General features: G+C 60.0%; 14 protein-coding genes. 7 read left to right on the plus strand and 7 right to left on the minus strand.

The features are described 5' to 3' along the window. Positions 1-22 precede the first annotated feature (22 nt). From purL to P3G59_RS05125, 4 genes are all read left to right on the plus strand, one after another. A complete protein-coding gene (purL, locus tag P3G59_RS05110; RefSeq protein ID WP_277760701.1) occupies positions 23-3,919 on the plus strand; it encodes a phosphoribosylformylglycinamidine synthase in 3,897 nt (1,298 codons plus the stop codon). 5 nt (positions 3,920-3,924) lie between these two features. Further along, a complete protein-coding gene (locus P3G59_RS05115) occupies positions 3,925-4,236 on the plus strand; it encodes a YqfO family protein (protein ID WP_025112172.1) in 312 nt (103 codons plus the stop codon). Between the two features lie 789 nt (positions 4,237-5,025). Continuing rightward, positions 5,026-5,664 carry a DUF6036 family nucleotidyltransferase gene (locus tag P3G59_RS05120; protein WP_277760702.1) on the plus strand — a complete coding sequence of 213 codons (639 nt, stop codon included), beginning with the start codon at positions 5,026-5,028 and terminating at the stop codon, positions 5,662-5,664. After that, on the plus strand, positions 5,648-6,094 hold the full coding sequence (locus tag P3G59_RS05125) for a hypothetical protein (protein ID WP_277760703.1): 447 nt from the start codon (positions 5,648-5,650) through the stop codon (positions 6,092-6,094). Before P3G59_RS05120 ends, P3G59_RS05125 begins: the two co-directional genes overlap by 17 nt. Before the next feature lie 56 nt (positions 6,095-6,150). Here P3G59_RS05125 and nagE read toward each other — a convergent pair whose 3' ends face one another. From nagE to P3G59_RS05160, 7 genes are all read right to left on the minus strand, one after another. Next, positions 6,151-7,866 carry an N-acetylglucosamine-specific PTS transporter subunit IIBC gene (gene nagE / locus P3G59_RS05130; protein ID WP_277760704.1) on the minus strand — a complete coding sequence of 572 codons (1,716 nt, stop codon included), beginning with the start codon at positions 7,864-7,866 and terminating at the stop codon, positions 6,151-6,153. 23 nt (positions 7,867-7,889) lie between these two features. Further along, positions 7,890-10,403 (minus strand): phosphoenolpyruvate--protein phosphotransferase, encoded by a 2,514-nt coding sequence (gene ptsP / locus P3G59_RS05135; protein ID WP_277760705.1) that lies wholly within the window; start codon positions 10,401-10,403, stop codon positions 7,890-7,892. Between the two features lie 182 nt (positions 10,404-10,585). Then, positions 10,586-11,608, minus strand: a complete 1,023-nt coding sequence (locus tag P3G59_RS05140; RefSeq protein WP_277760706.1) for an SIS domain-containing protein — start codon at positions 11,606-11,608, stop codon at positions 10,586-10,588. After that, entirely contained in the window at positions 11,589-12,695 is a 1,107-nt protein-coding gene (gene nagA, locus P3G59_RS05145; RefSeq protein WP_277760707.1) for an N-acetylglucosamine-6-phosphate deacetylase, read from the minus strand. Before nagA ends, P3G59_RS05140 begins: the two co-directional genes overlap by 20 nt. Before the next feature lie 22 nt (positions 12,696-12,717). Then, complete coding sequence (locus P3G59_RS05150; protein WP_277760708.1) at positions 12,718-13,449, minus strand: GntR family transcriptional regulator; 732 nt, start codon at positions 13,447-13,449, stop codon at positions 12,718-12,720. A gap of 340 nt (positions 13,450-13,789) precedes the next feature. Then, entirely contained in the window at positions 13,790-14,305 is a 516-nt protein-coding gene (locus P3G59_RS05155) for a L,D-transpeptidase family protein (RefSeq protein WP_095050942.1), read from the minus strand. A 48-nt stretch (positions 14,306-14,353) separates the two neighbouring features. Next, on the minus strand, positions 14,354-14,905 hold the full coding sequence (locus P3G59_RS05160) for an NUDIX hydrolase (protein ID WP_095119357.1): 552 nt from the start codon (positions 14,903-14,905) through the stop codon (positions 14,354-14,356). Between the two features lie 147 nt (positions 14,906-15,052). Between P3G59_RS05160 and P3G59_RS05165 the strand changes: the two genes are divergently transcribed. Genes P3G59_RS05165 through P3G59_RS05175 form a run of 3 tightly spaced genes read left to right on the plus strand, consistent with a single transcriptional unit; the run spans position 15,053 to position 16,431 of the window. Further along, positions 15,053-15,652, plus strand: coding sequence for a CoA pyrophosphatase (locus P3G59_RS05165; RefSeq protein ID WP_277760709.1), 600 nt, complete (start codon positions 15,053-15,055; stop codon positions 15,650-15,652). Between the two features lie 45 nt (positions 15,653-15,697). Further along, positions 15,698-16,222, plus strand: a complete 525-nt coding sequence (locus P3G59_RS05170) for a gamma carbonic anhydrase family protein (protein WP_034154816.1) — start codon at positions 15,698-15,700, stop codon at positions 16,220-16,222. Continuing rightward, positions 16,219-16,431, plus strand: a complete 213-nt coding sequence (locus P3G59_RS05175) for a DUF1289 domain-containing protein (RefSeq protein WP_277760710.1) — start codon at positions 16,219-16,221, stop codon at positions 16,429-16,431. The genes P3G59_RS05170 and P3G59_RS05175 overlap by 4 nt, the downstream gene beginning before the upstream one ends. The last annotated feature ends 198 nt before the right edge of the window (positions 16,432-16,629 follow it).

Raw genomic sequence — 16,629 nt, forward strand, 5'->3', positions numbered from 1 at the left:
CCTTCCCGAGGCTGTCCCGAAGATGTTGATCCTGCGCGGCGCTCCTGCCCTTTCTGCCTTTCGCCACAGCAAACTCCTTGAGCAACTGAGCCAGAAGGTTCCAGCTGTCAGTGGCCTGTATGCTGAATTCGCTCACTTCGCCGAAGTCACCGGCGTCCTGACCGGCGACGAACAGCAGGTGCTTGCGCGCCTTCTGAAGTACGGCCCAAGCGTTCCGGTACAAGAGCCGACCGGTCGTCTGTTCCTGGTGTTGCCGCGTTTCGGCACCATCTCGCCATGGTCGAGCAAGGCCAGCGACATTGCCCGCAACTGCGGTCTGAGCAAGATCCAGCGTCTGGAGCGCGGTATCGCCTTCTACGTGGCCGGTCAGTTCAGCGAAGCCGAAGCGCAGCAGATTGCCGACGTCCTGCATGACCGCATGACCCAGATCGTGCTGGCCAACCTCGAACAGGCCGCCGGTCTGTTCAGCCACGCCGAACCGAAGCCGCTGACCGCCATCGATATCCTCGGTGGCGGCCGCGGCGCGCTGGAAAAAGCCAACACCGAGCTGGGCCTGGCCCTGGCCGAAGACGAAATCGACTATCTGGTCAACGCCTTCAACGGTCTCAAGCGCAACCCGCACGACATCGAACTGATGATGTTCGCCCAGGCCAACTCCGAGCACTGCCGCCACAAGATCTTCAACGCCAGTTGGGATATTGATGGCGAGAACCAGGAAAAAAGCCTGTTCGGCATGATCAAGAACACCTACGTGATGCACAGCGAAGGCGTTCTGTCGGCTTATAAGGACAACGCCTCGGTAATCGTCGGCAACGTGGCCGGCCGTTTCTTCCCGAACCCTGAGACCCGCCAGTACGGCGCGGTGCAGGAGCCGGTGCACATCCTGATGAAGGTCGAGACCCACAACCACCCGACCGCGATCGCTCCGTTCCCGGGCGCGTCCACCGGTTCCGGCGGCGAGATCCGTGACGAAGGTGCAACCGGCCGTGGCGCCAAGCCAAAGGCCGGCCTGACCGGTTTCACCGTGTCCAACCTGCAGATCCCGGGCTTCGAACAGCCGTGGGAAGTGCCATACGGCAAGCCTGAGCGCATCGTTACCGCGCTGGACATCATGATCGAAGGCCCGCTCGGCGGCGCTGCGTTCAACAACGAATTCGGTCGTCCGGCCCTGACTGGCTACTTCCGTACCTTCGAACAGTCGATCACCACCCCGCACGGTGACGAAGTTCGTGGTTACCACAAGCCGATCATGCTGGCCGGCGGCATGGGCAACATCCGCGAAGAACACGTCAAGAAAGGCGAGATCGTGGTCGGCTCCAAGCTGATCGTGCTCGGCGGCCCGGCGATGCTGATCGGTCTGGGCGGTGGCGCGGCTTCCTCGATGGCCACCGGCACCAGCTCGGCGGATCTCGACTTCGCTTCCGTGCAGCGTGAGAACCCTGAAATGGAGCGTCGCTGCCAAGAAGTCATCGACCGTTGCTGGCAGCTGGGCGACAAGAACCCGATCAGCTTCATCCACGACGTGGGTGCGGGCGGTCTGTCCAACGCCTTCCCGGAACTGGTCAACGACGGCGACCGCGGTGGCCGTTTCGAACTGCGCAACATTCCAAACGACGAGCCGGGCATGGCCCCGCACGAAATCTGGTCCAACGAATCCCAGGAACGTTATGTTCTGGCCGTCGGCCCGGAAGACTTCGAGCGTTTCCAGGCAATCTGCGAACGCGAGCGCTGCCCGTTCGCCGTAGTGGGCGAGGCGACTGCCGAGCCGCAACTGACCGTGACCGACAGCCACTTCGGCAACAACCCGGTGGACATGCCACTGGAAGTGTTGCTGGGTAAAGCTCCGCGCATGCACCGTTCTGTAACCCGTGAAGCTGAGCTGGGCGATGATTTCGATCCGTCGAACCTCGACATCAGCGAAAGCATCGAGCGCGTTCTGCATCACCCGGCCGTGGCGAGCAAGAGCTTCCTGATCACCATCGGCGACCGCACCATCACCGGCCTCGTCGCCCGTGACCAAATGGTCGGCCCGTGGCAGGTTCCGGTGGCCGACGTTGCCGTCACCGCGACCAGCTTCGACGTTTACACCGGTGAAGCGATGGCGATGGGCGAGCGTACTCCGCTGGCATTGCTGGACGCTCCGGCGTCGGGCCGCATGGCCATCGGCGAAACCCTGACCAACATCGCCGCATCGCGTATCAACAAGATCTCCGACATCAAACTGTCGGCGAACTGGATGTCCGCTGCCGGCCACCCGGGCGAAGACGCGCGTCTGTACGACACCGTGAAAGCGGTCGGCATGGAACTGTGCCCTGAGCTGGGCATTACCATTCCGGTGGGCAAGGACTCGATGTCCATGGCCACCCGCTGGAACGACAACGGCGAAGAAAAAACCGTGACCTCGCCGATGTCGCTGATCGTGACCGGTTTCGCGCCAGTGGCTGACATCCGTCAGACCCTGACCCCGGAACTGCGCATGGACAAGGGCACCACCGACCTGATCCTGATCGACCTCGGTCGCGGTCAGAACCGTATGGGCGCCTCGATCCTTGCTCAAGTCCACGGCAAACTCGGCAAACACGCGCCGGACGTCGATGACGCCGAAGACCTGAAAGCCTTCTTCGCGGTGATCCAGGGCCTCAACGCCGACGGTCACCTGCTGGCTTACCATGACCGTTCCGACGGTGGTCTGCTGACCTCCGTAGTGGAAATGGCCTTCGCCGGTCATTGCGGTCTGAGCCTGAACCTCGACGGTCTGGCGGAAACCAGCGCCGACATCGCCGCCATCCTGTTCAACGAAGAGCTGGGCGCGGTCATTCAGGTTCGTCAGGACGCCACGCCAGACATCCTCGCGCAATTCAGCGCGGCCGGTCTGGGTGACTGCGTGTCGGTGATCGGTCAGCCGATCAACAATGGCCAGATCAACATCACCTTCAACGGTGACACCGTGTTCGAAGGCCAGCGTCGTCTGCTGCAGCGTACCTGGGCTGAAACCAGCTACCAGATCCAGCGTCTGCGCGACAACGCCGACTGCGCCGAACAAGAGTTTGACGTGCTGCTGGAAGAAGACAACCCGGGCCTGAGCGTCAAGCTGAGCTACGACGTCAATCAGGACATCGCTGCGCCTTACATCAAGAAAGGCATTCGCCCACAGGTTGCCGTTTTGCGTGAGCAGGGCGTCAACGGTCAGGTGGAAATGGCAGCAGCGTTCGACCGCGCCGGTTTCAACGCGATCGACGTGCACATGAGCGACATTCTCGCTGGCCGCGTTGACCTGAACGAGTTCAAAGGTCTGGTGGCCTGCGGTGGTTTCTCCTACGGCGACGTTCTCGGCGCCGGTGAAGGCTGGGCCAAGTCGGCGCTGTTCAACAGCCGCGCCCGCGATGCGTTCCAGGGTTTCTTCGAACGTAACGACAGCTTCACCCTCGGCGTGTGCAACGGTTGCCAGATGATGTCCAACCTGCACGAGCTGATCCCGGGCAGCGAGTTCTGGCCGCACTTCGTGCGTAACCGCTCCGAGCAGTTCGAAGCGCGCGTGGCGATGGTGCAGATCCAGGAATCGAACTCGATCTTCCTGCAGGGCATGGCCGGTTCGCGCATGCCGATCGCCATTGCTCACGGTGAAGGTCACGCCGAGTTCTCCAGCGAAGAAGCACTGCTGGAAGCCGATCTGTCCGGTTGCGTGGCGATGCGTTTCGTCGACAACCATGGCAAGGTCACCGAGCGTTATCCGGCCAACCCGAACGGTTCGCCGCGCGGGATTACTGGTCTCACCAGCCGTGATGGCCGTGTGACGATCATGATGCCGCACCCGGAGCGGGTGTTCCGTGCGGTGCAGAACTCGTGGCGTTCGGAAGACTGGAACGAGGACGCACCCTGGATGCGTATGTTCCGTAATGCTCGTGTCTGGGTTAACTAAGGCCTGTGTACAAGCTCGGTTTTTTTGTTCCTGACAGTCATGTCGAGGTGGTCAAAGGCGCTGTGTTCGCTGCCGGTGGTGGGCGGATCGGTGACTATGACCACTGTGCCTGGCAGGTGCTTGGTCTGGGCCAGTTTCGACCTTTGGACGGCAGTCAGCCGTTTATTGGGGAAGCGGGGCAGGTTGAGCGGGTTGAGGAATGGAAAGTCGAGCTTGTGGTGGCGGATGAGTTGATCGTCGCTGTTGTGGCTGCGTTGAAGCTCAGTCATCCCTATGAGACACCGGCTTATGAAGTGTGGCGGCTGGAAGATTTCTGATCTTTCTGCCGCTGGAATGAGAGACCCGCAGATGAGCAATTGTCTGCGGGTTTTTTGTTGCCTGCGATTTGGTTGGCGACTTCATTCAACTGTGGGAGCTTGCTCGCGAAAGCGATGGGTCGGGCAATGATGTTCTGGCTGACCGGGTACATATCCATTGCTGCGGTAACGGCTGCTCAGGGTTCCGCCCTTACGGCGGGTCACCTTTTCCAAACGCCGAAAAGGTAACCCAAAAGGCTTGCCCCAACGTTCGGCCCGCTCGCTAAAGCTCGGGGTTCCTTCGCTCCGGGATCCATCCGGGCGCATCGCCTACGGTTTGCTTCGCTGCACCTCCTCTCGATGCATTTGGCTGCGCCAAACGGTCGCTGCGCTCCCACCCCCGGATAAATCCCTCCACTCAGCCTGTCGACGGGGTCGGTGGATCAAGATCAAGAGCTGCAGCCGAGCTAACGCTCATCCTGTTGAGTGGTGAAGAGAATGCGGTCGGCTCTTGCTCTTCCAGGGCCTGCACCTGCTCGCGAAGGCGGCCTGACGGCCGAACTGTTTTTACAGATGTACTCAGTCCAACTCTAGGAGTGAGCTTGCTCACGAAAGCATTTTCACGGCTGTCGGAATACTTCCTGTACCTCTTCAGATAACAGATTTTTCCTACCGGTTTTTCAGGTTGTCCCTCGGAAGTGGCCTCTCTACCTTGGGCTGTCTCTGGCAAAAAAGAAAACTTGGCGATAGACCGAAAACGGGACGTTGCTCCTTTTGCTAAAGCCGTCGATATGACTTTGAGGATGAAAAATGGAATTACTTCCCGTCGTCACACCGCGCATCAACACGAACACCGCGTTGGGGCGGGCGCTGGTATCTATGTTTAAGTCAGTCGAGGCGGAATTGGTTCAAGAGAGTGCAGCACCTGGAGCGGTCAAGATCATTGTGTTTGGAGGATGTGCAGTTCACCTCTACACCCATCACCGCATATCGTTGGACGTAGACGCGGAGATCTATGAGGCATGCATTCCGGCAGGACTCGACCTGCGCACGCTACTGGCGGGGGTGCCGGAGACCTTTGTCGATGAGCTTTCTGCTCGAAGGATGGAGTTGAACTACGACCTGCAATACAACACTAGCTTTGGTCCGATTCATGAGGACTATTGGTCTCGAAGTATCCCCTTGTCGGAGTTTTCGCTGGAGTCTCCTCTACACATCCATATTGCTGCCCCCGTCGACATCGCCATTACAAAGCTGGGCAGGGCTACAGATCACGATATCGCAGACATCAATGCACTTCTAAGGTGTGGATTCATACTGACCAGCGAGCTTCGGCATCTGGCATTGCAGGCAATTGATGTATATGTTGGCAACAAAGAGCCACCAACCTCGGTTCTGACTAACATCTTGCGGGACTATCTGGAGAAAGCAGATGACGAAGCCGAATGACGCTCACGTGCTCTCATCCGCATTAGACACGCTCGTCAGAAGCCCTTTGAATCAGGCTGATGACGTCGCACTAGTGAATGCCGCCAAAGAAGTCTGGTACTCGGATTCAAATGTTGAAAGCGAGGTTAAGGCGTTTCTGCAGCATCATAGTGATGATATTGAACGTCGTCGTGCCGCCTATCTGTTGGAGCGATTTACGCGTTTCTCTTGTGTCTCTGATACCCGCGTATTGGAAACGCTTCATGCGTTGGAACTTTTCGCTCACTCGACACCGAAGCAGGATGTTGCGCCTCAGACGAAGGCTTCATTACGCAATCGCAAAGATGAATTGGCCGTTTCTTGGGGATTGGCAGAAAGCCTTGGATTGAAGGTTCAAACGCTGATGCCATTTCAGACCCGCCATTACCAATCGGAACAGCATTCATCCTGAACCGAATTTTTTTGGCGATAAAAACCCGGCCTAAGCCGGGTTCTTTTTTGTGTAGATTAAACCTTGGCACTGATTTCACTGCGACTGACCAGCGCCTCAAGCGCTCCACTCAAACTCGCGGCCTTATCCCCCACCAGCAAATGCCAAACCCCACCTTCCAACTGGCTGACACCCTGACACCCCAGTTCTTTCAACTGCACCTCGGACAGCGCCTTGCCATCTGCCAGCAACAAGCGAATCCGGCTCATCGCAATGCAGTCCAGTTGCAGCACATTGTCGCTACCCCCCAGCGCTTTCAGCCATTGCTGAGCTTCCGAACTTGCGACCACAACCGCCTTAGGTTCTTCGACAGCCACTACAGGTGCAGCCACAAGCGCACGCCCCAACGCCGGCATCGCCAGGCGAATCTCATCAGCGATGCTGTCGGCCAGCGGCCCGACCACTACTTGCAAACTCCCACCCTTGCCCGGACGCACAACCGCCATCGCGCCCAGCGCTTTCAGATCAGCATCGGATGCCTTGTTGCGATCGACCATCTCCAGTCGCAGACGCGTGGTGCACGCACCGACAGTCACCAGATTCTCGGCACCGCCCAAGGCTTTGATGTACGCAGCGGCGCGCTCGTTTTCTGTCAGCACAGATTTCTCTGCAGCGGCCACATCCTCACGTCCCGGCGTTTTCAGATTGAAACGACGGATACAGAAGTCGAACACCGCGTAATAGATGACCGCATAAGCCAGCCCGACCGGAATCACCAGCCAGCCATTGGTCGACCGGCCCCAGCCCAGCACCATGTCGATAAAACCGCCCGAAAAGGTAAAGCCCAAATGGATGTTCAGTGCATTGGTAATCGCCATCGACAACCCGGTCAGCAGCGCATGCAGCAGATACAACAGCGGCGCCAAAAACATGAAGGCGAATTCAATCGGTTCGGTCACGCCGGTCAGGAATGAAGTCAGCGCCATCGACAGAAAAATCCCGCCCATCACTTTGCGCCGCTCCGGCAGGGCATTGCGATACATCGCCAGACACGCGGCGGGCAGGCCGAAGATCATCATCGGAAACATGCCGGTCATGAACTGGCCGCCCTTCGGATCGCCGGCGAAGTAGCGCGACAGGTCGCCCGTCACCAGTGCGCCGGTGGTTGGATCGGTGAAGTTGCCGAATACAAACCACGCCATGTTGTTGAGGATGTGGTGCAGGCCGGTGACGATCAGCAGGCGGTTGAACACGCCAAACACGAACGCACCGATGCTGCCGCTTTCCATCATCAGCGCACCGAAAGCATTGATGCCGTGCTGGATCGGCGGCCAGATGTAGCCAAACACCACGCCCAGACCGACCGCCGCAAACCCGGTGACTATCGGCACAAAGCGCCGTCCGCCGAAGAACGCCAGATACTCCGGCAGCTTGATGTCCTTGAAGCGGTTGTACAGCGCGCCGGCCATCAGGCCGCTGACGATCCCGGCGAGCATGCCCATGTTGATGCTCGCATCGAGCACCTTGAGCGTTGAGATCATCACCAGATAACCGATCACCCCGGCCAGACCGGCAGTGCCGTTGTTGTCCTTGGCGAAGCCGACGGCGATGCCGATGGCGAAGATCATTGCCAGGTTGGCGAAAATCACCTGGCCGGCGTCGTGGATGATCGCGATGTTCAGCAGGTCGGTATCGCCCAGACGCAGCAGCAGGCCGGCAATCGGCAGGATCGCGATCGGCAGCATCAGCGCGCGGCCGAGGCGTTGCAGGCCTTCGATGAAGAGTTGGTACATGGCGTTTGTCCTTTTTGTTTTTGTTAGCGCAGTGGCCAATGTTGATGACAGGCATGACGCACGGCGGCGGCGCTGCTCAGCTTGAGCAGGTCGTGGCTGAGGCGCCGGCATTCGGTTTCGTGCACCTGGCGCACGCGATCCTTGATTTCACCGATCTGCACCGGACTGACCGACAGTTCAGTGACGCCGAGGCCGATCAGCACCGGCGTCGCTAGCGGTTCGGAAGCGAGAGCGCCGCAGACGCCGACCCAACGTTTGTGCACCGCCGCGCCTTCGCAGGTCATGGCGATCAGGCGCAGCAACGCCGGGTGCAGGGCGTCGACGCGGGCGGCCAGGCCTGCATGGTCGCGGTCCATGGCCAAGGTGTATTGCGACAAATCGTTGGTGCCGATCGAGAGGAAGTCGGCGTGTTCGGCGAGTTGTTCGGCTTGTAATGCGGCAGCGGGGACTTCGATCATCACGCCGATTTCCGGGCGTTGACTCACACCCAACTCGATGCACAACGCATCGACACGCTGGCGAATGTGCAGCAGCTCATCGACTTCGGTGACCATCGGCAACAGGATCCGGCAGCGACGCAGCGGGCTGACTTGTAGCAATGCGCGCAGTTGCTGATCGAGGATTTCCGGGCGCGCCTGGGCCAGACGAATGCCGCGCAGACCGAGCACCGGGTTGGCTTCGATTGGCAGCGGCAGATAGTCGAGTTGCTTGTCGCCACCGACGTCGATGGTGCGGATGATCACCGAGTGGTCGCCCATCGCATCCAGCACGTTTTGATAGGCTAAACGCTGTTCTTCGACATCCGGCGCGGTCTGCCGATCAACGAATAAAAACTCAGTGCGCAACAGGCCTACACCATCGGCGCCGTTAGCGAAGGCGTCCGCCGCTTCAGCGCTGGAGGCAACGTTGGCGACGACTTCTATAACCACGCCATTGCGGGTTTCGGCGGGCAGATGAGCTTTGGCTTGTTGAGCATCGCGGCGTTGCTGGCGATCAATTTGCGCCTGCTTGACTTCAGCCAGGCGCTCGGCGTCGGGCGTCAGTTCCAGACGACCACCGTCGGCATCGAGCACGACCGATTGACCTTGCGGTTGATCAAGTAATGCCGAGCCCAGCGCGACCATGCACGGCAGACCTTTGCCACGCGCCAGAATCGCCACGTGCGAAGTCGCGCCACCCTCGGCCATGCACAACCCGGCGACACCTTGCGCGCTGAGTTGCAGAAGATCCGAGGGGGTCAATTCATGTGCGGCAACAACAGCGCCGGCCGGTACATCGTAATGCCAAGCTTCGCCGAGTAATGCGCGCAGCACGCGTTGTTTGAGGTCGCGCAGATCGTTGGCGCGTTCGGCCAGCAGCGCGCTGCCGGTGTGTTGCAGCACTTCGCATTGCACATCGATCGACTGGCTCCAGGCGTGAGTCGCCGCAGTGCCTTGTTCGATGGATTGCTGCGCGGCGTCGACCAGTGCCGGATCTTCAAGCAATGCCAAATGCGCGGCGAAGATCGCTTCTTCATCGGTATTCTTGTGTTTTTTCGCTTGGGCGAGGGTGCCGTCGATTTCGCTGCGCACTTGAGTCAGCGCCGCCTCAAGAATCTGCTGTTGTTGCAACGGGTCATGATCACCGGCATCCGCTGGCAAACTGATCGCGTTCAAGTGAAACAGCGGCCCCCCGACCAGCCCCGGCGCGGCGCACACACCGTGCAGCACACCGGCTTCGGCAGGGCGTTGAAGAGACGCAACACTGACCGGTGCAGCGGCGTGATGATCATCCGGCAGGGCCGTCGCCAACGCAGTGAGCAACGCTTGCAGCGCCGCCTCAGCATCCGGGCCCTGACAGCTGACCTGCACTTCATCCTGCTCGCCAACCGCCAAACCCATCAAACCGATCAGGCTGTTGCACGGCGCCGATTTGCCGGCAAAGTGCAGTTGCGACTGGCTCTTGAAACCTTGCGCGGTCTGACGAATCAACGCCGCCGGGCGCGCATGCAAACCGCCGCGATGAGCCACCAACGCCTGACCATGAACCTCAGGCCCGCCGATGACTTCTGCGCTCGCTGCCGAACCGTTGCGCGCAACGATGTGCAGCAGCGGCTCACCGACTTTCACGGCTTTGAGCGTGATCGGTCGTAGCTGGAAATCCTGGCTGTTGGTCAGGATCAACAGGCTGACGAGGCTTTTGCATTGCTGGCCCACCTTGTCGAGGTCATAGCGCAGCAACGGCTGACCCTTGGTCACGCGGCCACCTTCCTTGACCAGCATCGAGAAGCCTTCGCCGTTCAACTCTACGGTGTCGAGGCCCAAATGCAGGAGGATTTCCGCACCGTTGTCGGCACGCACGGTGAGCGCGTGGCCGGTGCGCGCGACGTGAATGATCACCCCGGCGCACGGCGAGTACAGCGTGTCGTTGATCGGGTCGATCGCGATGCCGTCACCCATTGCGCCGCTGGCGAATACCGCGTCCGGAACGTTGGCGAGCGTGAGCACCGGGCCGCTGAGCGGGGCGCTGAGGGTCAGCTCTTTATTGTTGTTGTGCATGGCTCGTTCTCATCAGGAAATTCGCTGGCCCCTGTAGGAGCTGCCGCAGGCTGCGATCTTTTGATCTGGTTTTTTGTGAATCAAAATCAAAAGATCGCAGCCTGCGGCAGCTCCTACAGGACGGTGCATCGATCAACAGCGTTTTGCGTCCGCCAATCGGGTTGTGCATCCAGCAATCGTTGTTAATGGGTGCGGGTCACTTTGCTCAGGTGGCGCGGCTGATCCGGGTCCATGCCACGGGCCACGGCGAGACCAGCGGCCATCACGTAGAAACTCTGGATCGCCAGAATTGGATCGAGGGCCGGGTGTTCGGCGCGGGTCAGGGTCAGGTCGCGCTCGCTCACATCGTCCGGTGCGGCCAGCAAGACGCGGGCGCCGCGTTGACGCATTTCTGCCGCGAGGCTCAACAAACCTGCCTGCTCGGCACCGCGCGGGGCGAACACCAGCAACGGATAGTGTTCATCGATCAGTGCCATCGGGCCGTGACGCACTTCGGCGCTGCTGAACGCTTCGGCCTGAATCGCCGAGGTTTCCTTGAATTTCAGCGCCGCCTCTTGGGCGATGGCAAAACCGGCGCCACGACCGATCACCATCAACCGTTCGCAATCGCGTAGCGCTTCGATGGCCACGCTCCAGTCCTGTTGCGCCGCTTCGCGCAAGCCATCAGGCAGGGCGTTGTGGGCCTCCAGCAATTCGCTGTCCTCTTTCCAGTGTGCGATCAGGCGAGCGCTGGCGCTGAGGGTAGCGATAAAGCTTTTGGTCGCGGCGACGCTGCTTTCAGTCCCGGCGAGCAATGGCACGCTGAATTCACAGGCTGCTTCCAGCGGTGAATCGGCGGCGTTGACCATCGACACACTGAGCGCGCCACGCTTGCGCAACAGGCGCAGGCTGTTCACCAGATCCGGGCTTTGCCCCGACTGGGAAAAGGCAAACGCGACCTGACCGCTGACCTTCAACGGCGCCTGCTGCATGGTCACCACCGACATCGGCAACGACGCCACCGGCACACCCAGTTGCTGCATGGTCAGGTAGGCGAAGTAGCTCGCCGCGTGGTCGGAACTGCCACGCGCAACCGTCATTGCCACTTGCGGCGGCTGACGGCGCAGGCGCCCGGCGATCTCGATCATCTGCGGGTCGAGCTGTTGCAGTTGGGCTTGCACGGCCTCGAACGAGGACAGCGCCTCTTCAAGCATTTTTGAAGTCAATGTCTTCTCCTTCGACCATGACGGCGGTCAGTGTGAGTGAGCGATCGAGCCGTACGCAGTCGGCCCAGGCGCCAGGTGCAAGGCGCCCGCGTTCGTTGATGCCGAGGTAGTCGGCGGGAAATTGCGACAGACGCTGCGACGCTTCGGCGATCGGCAAACCGATCTTCACCAGGTTGCGCAGGGCCTGATCCATGGTCAGCGTGCTGCCGGCCAGGGTGCCGTCGGGCAGGCGTACGCCGCCCAGGCATTTGGTCACGGTGTGGCTGCCGAGCTTGTATTCACCGTCGGGCATGCCGGCGGCGGCGGTCGAATCGGTGACGCAGTACAGGCACGGGATCGAGCGCAGTGCCACACGAATGGCGCCGGGATGTACATGCAGCAAATCCGGAATCAGCTCGGCGAATTTGGCGTGGGCCAATGCGGCGCCAACGATGCCCGGCTCGCGGTGATGCAGCGGGCTCATGGCGTTGTAGAGGTGGGTGAAACTGGTCGCACCGGCCTCCATTGCGGCGACGCCTTCCTCGTAACTGCCGAGGGTGTGGCCGATCTGCATGCGGATACCACGGCTGCTCAGCTCACGAATCAAACCGTCGTGGCCGGCGATTTCCGGGGCGATGGTGATCACGCGGATCGGCGCCAGTGCCAGATATTCTTCGACTTCGGCCATCAACGCGGTGTGGGCGAAGTTCGGTTGCGCGCCGAGTTTTCCCGGATTGATGTACGGGCCTTCGAGGTGTACGCCGAGTACTCGCGCGGCACCTTTCGGACGCTGTTCGCAGAATGCTTCGACTTCCTTGAGCACACTGGAGATCTCAGCGCTCGGCGCGGTCATGGTGGTGGCCAGCAGCGAGGTGGTGCCGAAACGCACGTGGGTTCTGGTGATGGTTTCGAAGGCGCTGGCACCTTCCATGATGTCTTTGCCGCCACCGCCATGAACGTGCAGATCGATGAAACCCGGCAGCAGATAGGGCAGGTCATTGCTCGCCGGATCGCAGGGCATACCTTCGATCGACACGACTTTGCCGTGTTCGTGGATCAGCCGGCCGCGAATCCAGCCGCTGGCGGTGAGGATGTTGTCTTCGGACATTTTGGTTCTCGCTTTGGGCCGCCTAGCGGCGCAGCTCTGCAACAAAGTCGTAGTAGTCGTTGCGGCAATAGGTGTCGGTGACTTCGATCGGTGTGTTGTCTTCGAGGTAGCCGACCCGGGTCATCAGCAACATGGCGGTGCCCGGGGCGATGCCGACCAGCGCGGCGAACTCGTCCGAGGCGTTGATCGCCTGAATGTGCTGCAAGGCGCGGACGATCGGTTTGCCGATGCCGTCGAGGTATTCGTAGAGCGAATCGCCGACCAGTTGCGGCTTGGGCATGATCGAGGCGGGCAGGGTGCTCATTTCGATGGCCATGACTGTGTCATCGGCTTTGCGCAGACGCTTCATGCGCGCGACCTTGTCGTTCGGCGACAGGCTGAGGCGGATCAGTTCTTCGTGGGTTGGCAAGGTCACTTCGCGCTCCAGCCATTGAGAGCTGGGGACGAAGCCCTTGAGCCGAAGCATTTCGCTGAAACCGGAGAGGCGCGACAGCGGTTGTTCCAGGCGCGGCGTGATGAAGGTGCCGGAACCTTGCAGACGGCGAATCAGGCCTTGATCGAGGAGAACTTCCAGCGCCTTGCGTGCGGTGACCCGGGAGATACCGAGCATTTCGCTGAGATTGCGCTCTGACGGCATCGCCTGCTCGGACTTCCACTGCCCGGCATGAATCGCCGCTTCCAGATTGCGCGCCAGTTGCAGGTACAGCGGCGTCGGCTGGGAGTCATCGGGGCGTAGGGCGTGGAGGTCGTTCATGTAGGTTATTTCCGACGCGAGTATAGGATTGTTGTGGCTCGCTTGTGGGGCGGAAATTAATACCACTTGAATACCATGTCAACGCACGGAAATGGGCTTTGGCCCAATGGGATAGCGGGTTTCAAAGGGCATGGTTTCAAGTGGTATTAGGGCTGGCCTATAAAAAGCAAAAGATCGCAGCCTGCGGCAGCTCCTACAGTTGAGAGTGGTATCACCTCTGTAGGAGCTGCCGCAGGCTGCGATCTTTTGATTTATTTTTTAACGCCGACCGACGGTAACGGCTGAATGAGCACTTTGTGGCGAGGGAGCTTGCTCCCTCGCCACAGGTTATTGGGTGTGGTCAAGGGCGGATTTCGACCATCGTGCCATCCGGCACCAGGTTCCAGACTTCGCGCATATCCACGTTGCGCATGGCGACGCAGCCATCAGTCCAGTCCAGGGTGTGGAACAGGTCTTCCGGGGTTTCTTCCGAGTCCGGCGTGCCGTGGATCATGATCATCCCGCCAGGTTCGACGCCTTCACGCCGGGCGCGGGCCGAATCGCTGATGTTCGGGTAGGAGATGTGCATCGACAGGTTGAATTTGTCGCTCGTCTTGCGCCAGTCGATCCAATAAAAGCCTTCCGGTGTGCGCTTGTCGCCTTCAATCAGTTTCGGGCCTTTCTTCGCGCCTTTGCCCAAAGAAATTCGATAGGTCTTCAGCGGCTTGCCGTCGGCGATCAACTGCAGTTGATGAGCCGATTTAAGCACCAGGACTTTCTCGATGAGCGGGGTATTCGAAGGCGTCACGGTAGTCACGAATGACGCTTGGGAGACGGTAACGAATGACAGGCAGAACAGGGCAAGCAACCAGCGCATTGAAACGATTCCCCAGGGAGTGACGCAGATATTTTATTTATGGATATTTTAGGTGATGGCAGGCTGAGCGAGCGGTGGAATCGATTCCGAACGAACCGGATACACCTCAACACGCCGATCAGCGAAGAAGCATTCTAAGGTACGCCCCACCGTGCGGAAAGCCAGCTCGTCCCATGGAATGTCGGCTTCGTCGAATAGTTGCACTTCCAGGCTCTCGGGGCCGGCGGCAAAGTCCAGATCAACCAGTTCGGCGCGGAAGAACACATGCACCTGACTGATGTGCGGCACATCGATCAGTGTGTAAATGCTCAGGTTGCGCACCCGGGCGCAGGCCTCTTCGGCGGTTTCACGCACGGCGGCCTGTTCGATGGTCTCGCCGTTCTCCATGAAGCCCGCCGGCAACGTCCAGTAACCGAGGCGCGGCTCGATGGCGCGACGGCAGAGCAACACTTTCGTGCCCCAGGTCGGCACGCAGCCGGCGACAATATTGGGGTTCTGATAGTGAATGGTCTGACAGCTGTCACAGACAAATCGCAGCCGCGAATCGCCTTCGGGAATGCGCTGGGTGACCGGGTTACCGCAGTGGCTGCAAAATTTCATGCTGGGCTTCCTGAATGCTGCGCCTATCTTGGCGTGCAGCGGTGTCGGTCGGCAAGTTGTCGTTTCGCGACATGGCGGGATTCGGGGGCTTGGGCGGCTGCAATGATTGGTGCATGATGCAGGGTAAGGCACCGATCGAGAACACTCATGCTGGACGAGCTACTGCATAGGGTAAGCAACCACACACCGCGCACGCTGGAGACCGACACACGTTTCCCCGAGGCCGCCGTTCTGGTGCCGATCACCCGCAGTGACCAACCGGAACTGGTACTGACCCTGCGCGCCAGCGGGCTCTCGACCCACGGCGGCGAAGTCGCCTTCCCCGGTGGGCGCCGCGATCCGGAAGACCCGGACCTGATCTTTACCGCACTGCGTGAAGCCGAAGAAGAAATCGGCTTGCCGCCCGGACTGGTCGAAGTCATCGGCCCGCTCAGCCCGCTGATCTCCCTGCACGGCATCAAGGTCACGCCTTATGTCGGCGTCATCCCCGACTTTGTCGAATACCGCGCCAACGATGCCGAAATCGCCGCCGTGTTCAGCGTGCCGCTGGAGTTCTTCCGCAAAGACCCTCGCGAACACACGCACCGCATCGACTATCAGGGGCGCAGTTGGTATGTGCCGAGTTATCGATACGGTGAATACAAGATCTGGGGCCTGACCGCAATCATGATCGTCGAGTTGATCAATCTGCTCTATGACGCCAGGATCAGTCTGCATCAACCCCCTAAAAGTTTTATTAACACTTAAGCCATCGTTCGAATGGCCATCACCGTGAGCCCTGAGGAAAACAAGATGAAATACCGCTTGGGCGACGCCCGTGTCGAGACCCACCCACAGAGCTGGGTCGCGCCCAATGCCGTGCTGGTGGGCAAGGTCAAACTGGAAGAGGGCGCCAACGTCTGGTTCAACGCCGTGCTGCGCGGTGACAACGAACTGATCCTGATCGGCAAGAACAGCAACGTGCAGGACGGCACGGTGATGCACACCGACATGGGCTTTCCGCTGACCATCGGCACTGGCGTGACCATCGGCCACAACGCCATGCTGCATGGCTGCACCGTCGGCGATTACAGCCTGATTGGTATCAATGCGGTGATTCTCAATGGTGCGAAGATCGGCAAGAACTGCATCATCGGCGCCAATTCGCTGATCGGCGAGGGCAAGGAAATTCCTGATGGTTCGCTGGTGATGGGTTCGCCGGGCAAGGTTGTGCGTGAGCTGACCGAACCGCAGAAAAAGATGCTAGAGGCCAGCGCCGCGCACTATGTGCATAACTCGCAGCGTTATGCGCGTGATCTGGTAGAGCAGGAAGAATGAACACGCCAGAAAGACCGGTTGCCTCGCCATGCGTGAATATTTGTGCGCTGGATGAGGATGACATTTGTACGGGGTGCCAGCGTACGGTCGCTGAGATCACGCGCTGGGGCCGCATGACCAACGACGAGCGGCGGGTGGTGCTCGGGTTGTGTCATGAGCGGGCGAAGGCGAGCGGGTTGGTGTGGATGGTGCCGTCGTCGAAGTCGTGATCGGCTCGGGAAGGCCCTCACCCTAACCCTCTCCCAGAGGGAGAGGGGACTGACCGAGGTGTCTTTCGCCATACGCCGACCTGATATACCGAGCCGAACTCGGGTCTTGAACATTCTGGAGATCGGCTCCCTTCCCCCTCGCCCCCCTTGGGGGCGGTCCGACGTTTCGGGAGGGCTGGGGTGAGGGGGTGGCTCTTG

The sequence above is a fragment of the Pseudomonas sp. A34-9 genome (genome assembly GCF_029543085.1).
Taxonomy (GTDB): Bacteria; Pseudomonadota; Gammaproteobacteria; order Pseudomonadales; family Pseudomonadaceae; genus Aquipseudomonas.

Bases quoted from the DNA above. Each gene is read 5' to 3' on its own strand.
- purL (WP_277760701.1), top strand. From the start codon at position 23: ATGTTGATCCTGCGCGGCGCTCCTGCCCTTTCTGCCTTTCGCCACAGC.
- P3G59_RS05120 (WP_277760702.1), top strand. From the start codon at position 5,026: ATGGAATTACTTCCCGTCGTCACACCGCGCATCAACACGAACACCGCG.
- P3G59_RS05125 (WP_277760703.1), top strand. From the start codon at position 5,648: ATGACGAAGCCGAATGACGCTCACGTGCTCTCATCCGCATTAGACACG.
- nagE (WP_277760704.1), bottom strand. From the start codon at position 7,866: ATGTACCAACTCTTCATCGAAGGCCTGCAACGCCTCGGCCGCGCGCTG.
- ptsP (WP_277760705.1), bottom strand. From the start codon at position 10,403: ATGCACAACAACAATAAAGAGCTGACCCTCAGCGCCCCGCTCAGCGGC.
- nagA (WP_277760707.1), bottom strand. From the start codon at position 12,695: ATGTCCGAAGACAACATCCTCACCGCCAGCGGCTGGATTCGCGGCCGG.
- P3G59_RS05150 (WP_277760708.1), bottom strand. From the start codon at position 13,449: ATGAACGACCTCCACGCCCTACGCCCCGATGACTCCCAGCCGACGCCG.
- P3G59_RS05155 (WP_095050942.1), bottom strand. From the start codon at position 14,305: ATGCGCTGGTTGCTTGCCCTGTTCTGCCTGTCATTCGTTACCGTCTCC.
- P3G59_RS05160 (WP_095119357.1), bottom strand. From the start codon at position 14,905: ATGAAATTTTGCAGCCACTGCGGTAACCCGGTCACCCAGCGCATTCCC.
- P3G59_RS05165 (WP_277760709.1), top strand. From the start codon at position 15,053: ATGCTGGACGAGCTACTGCATAGGGTAAGCAACCACACACCGCGCACG.
- P3G59_RS05170 (WP_034154816.1), top strand. From the start codon at position 15,698: ATGAAATACCGCTTGGGCGACGCCCGTGTCGAGACCCACCCACAGAGC.
- P3G59_RS05175 (WP_277760710.1), top strand. From the start codon at position 16,219: ATGAACACGCCAGAAAGACCGGTTGCCTCGCCATGCGTGAATATTTGT.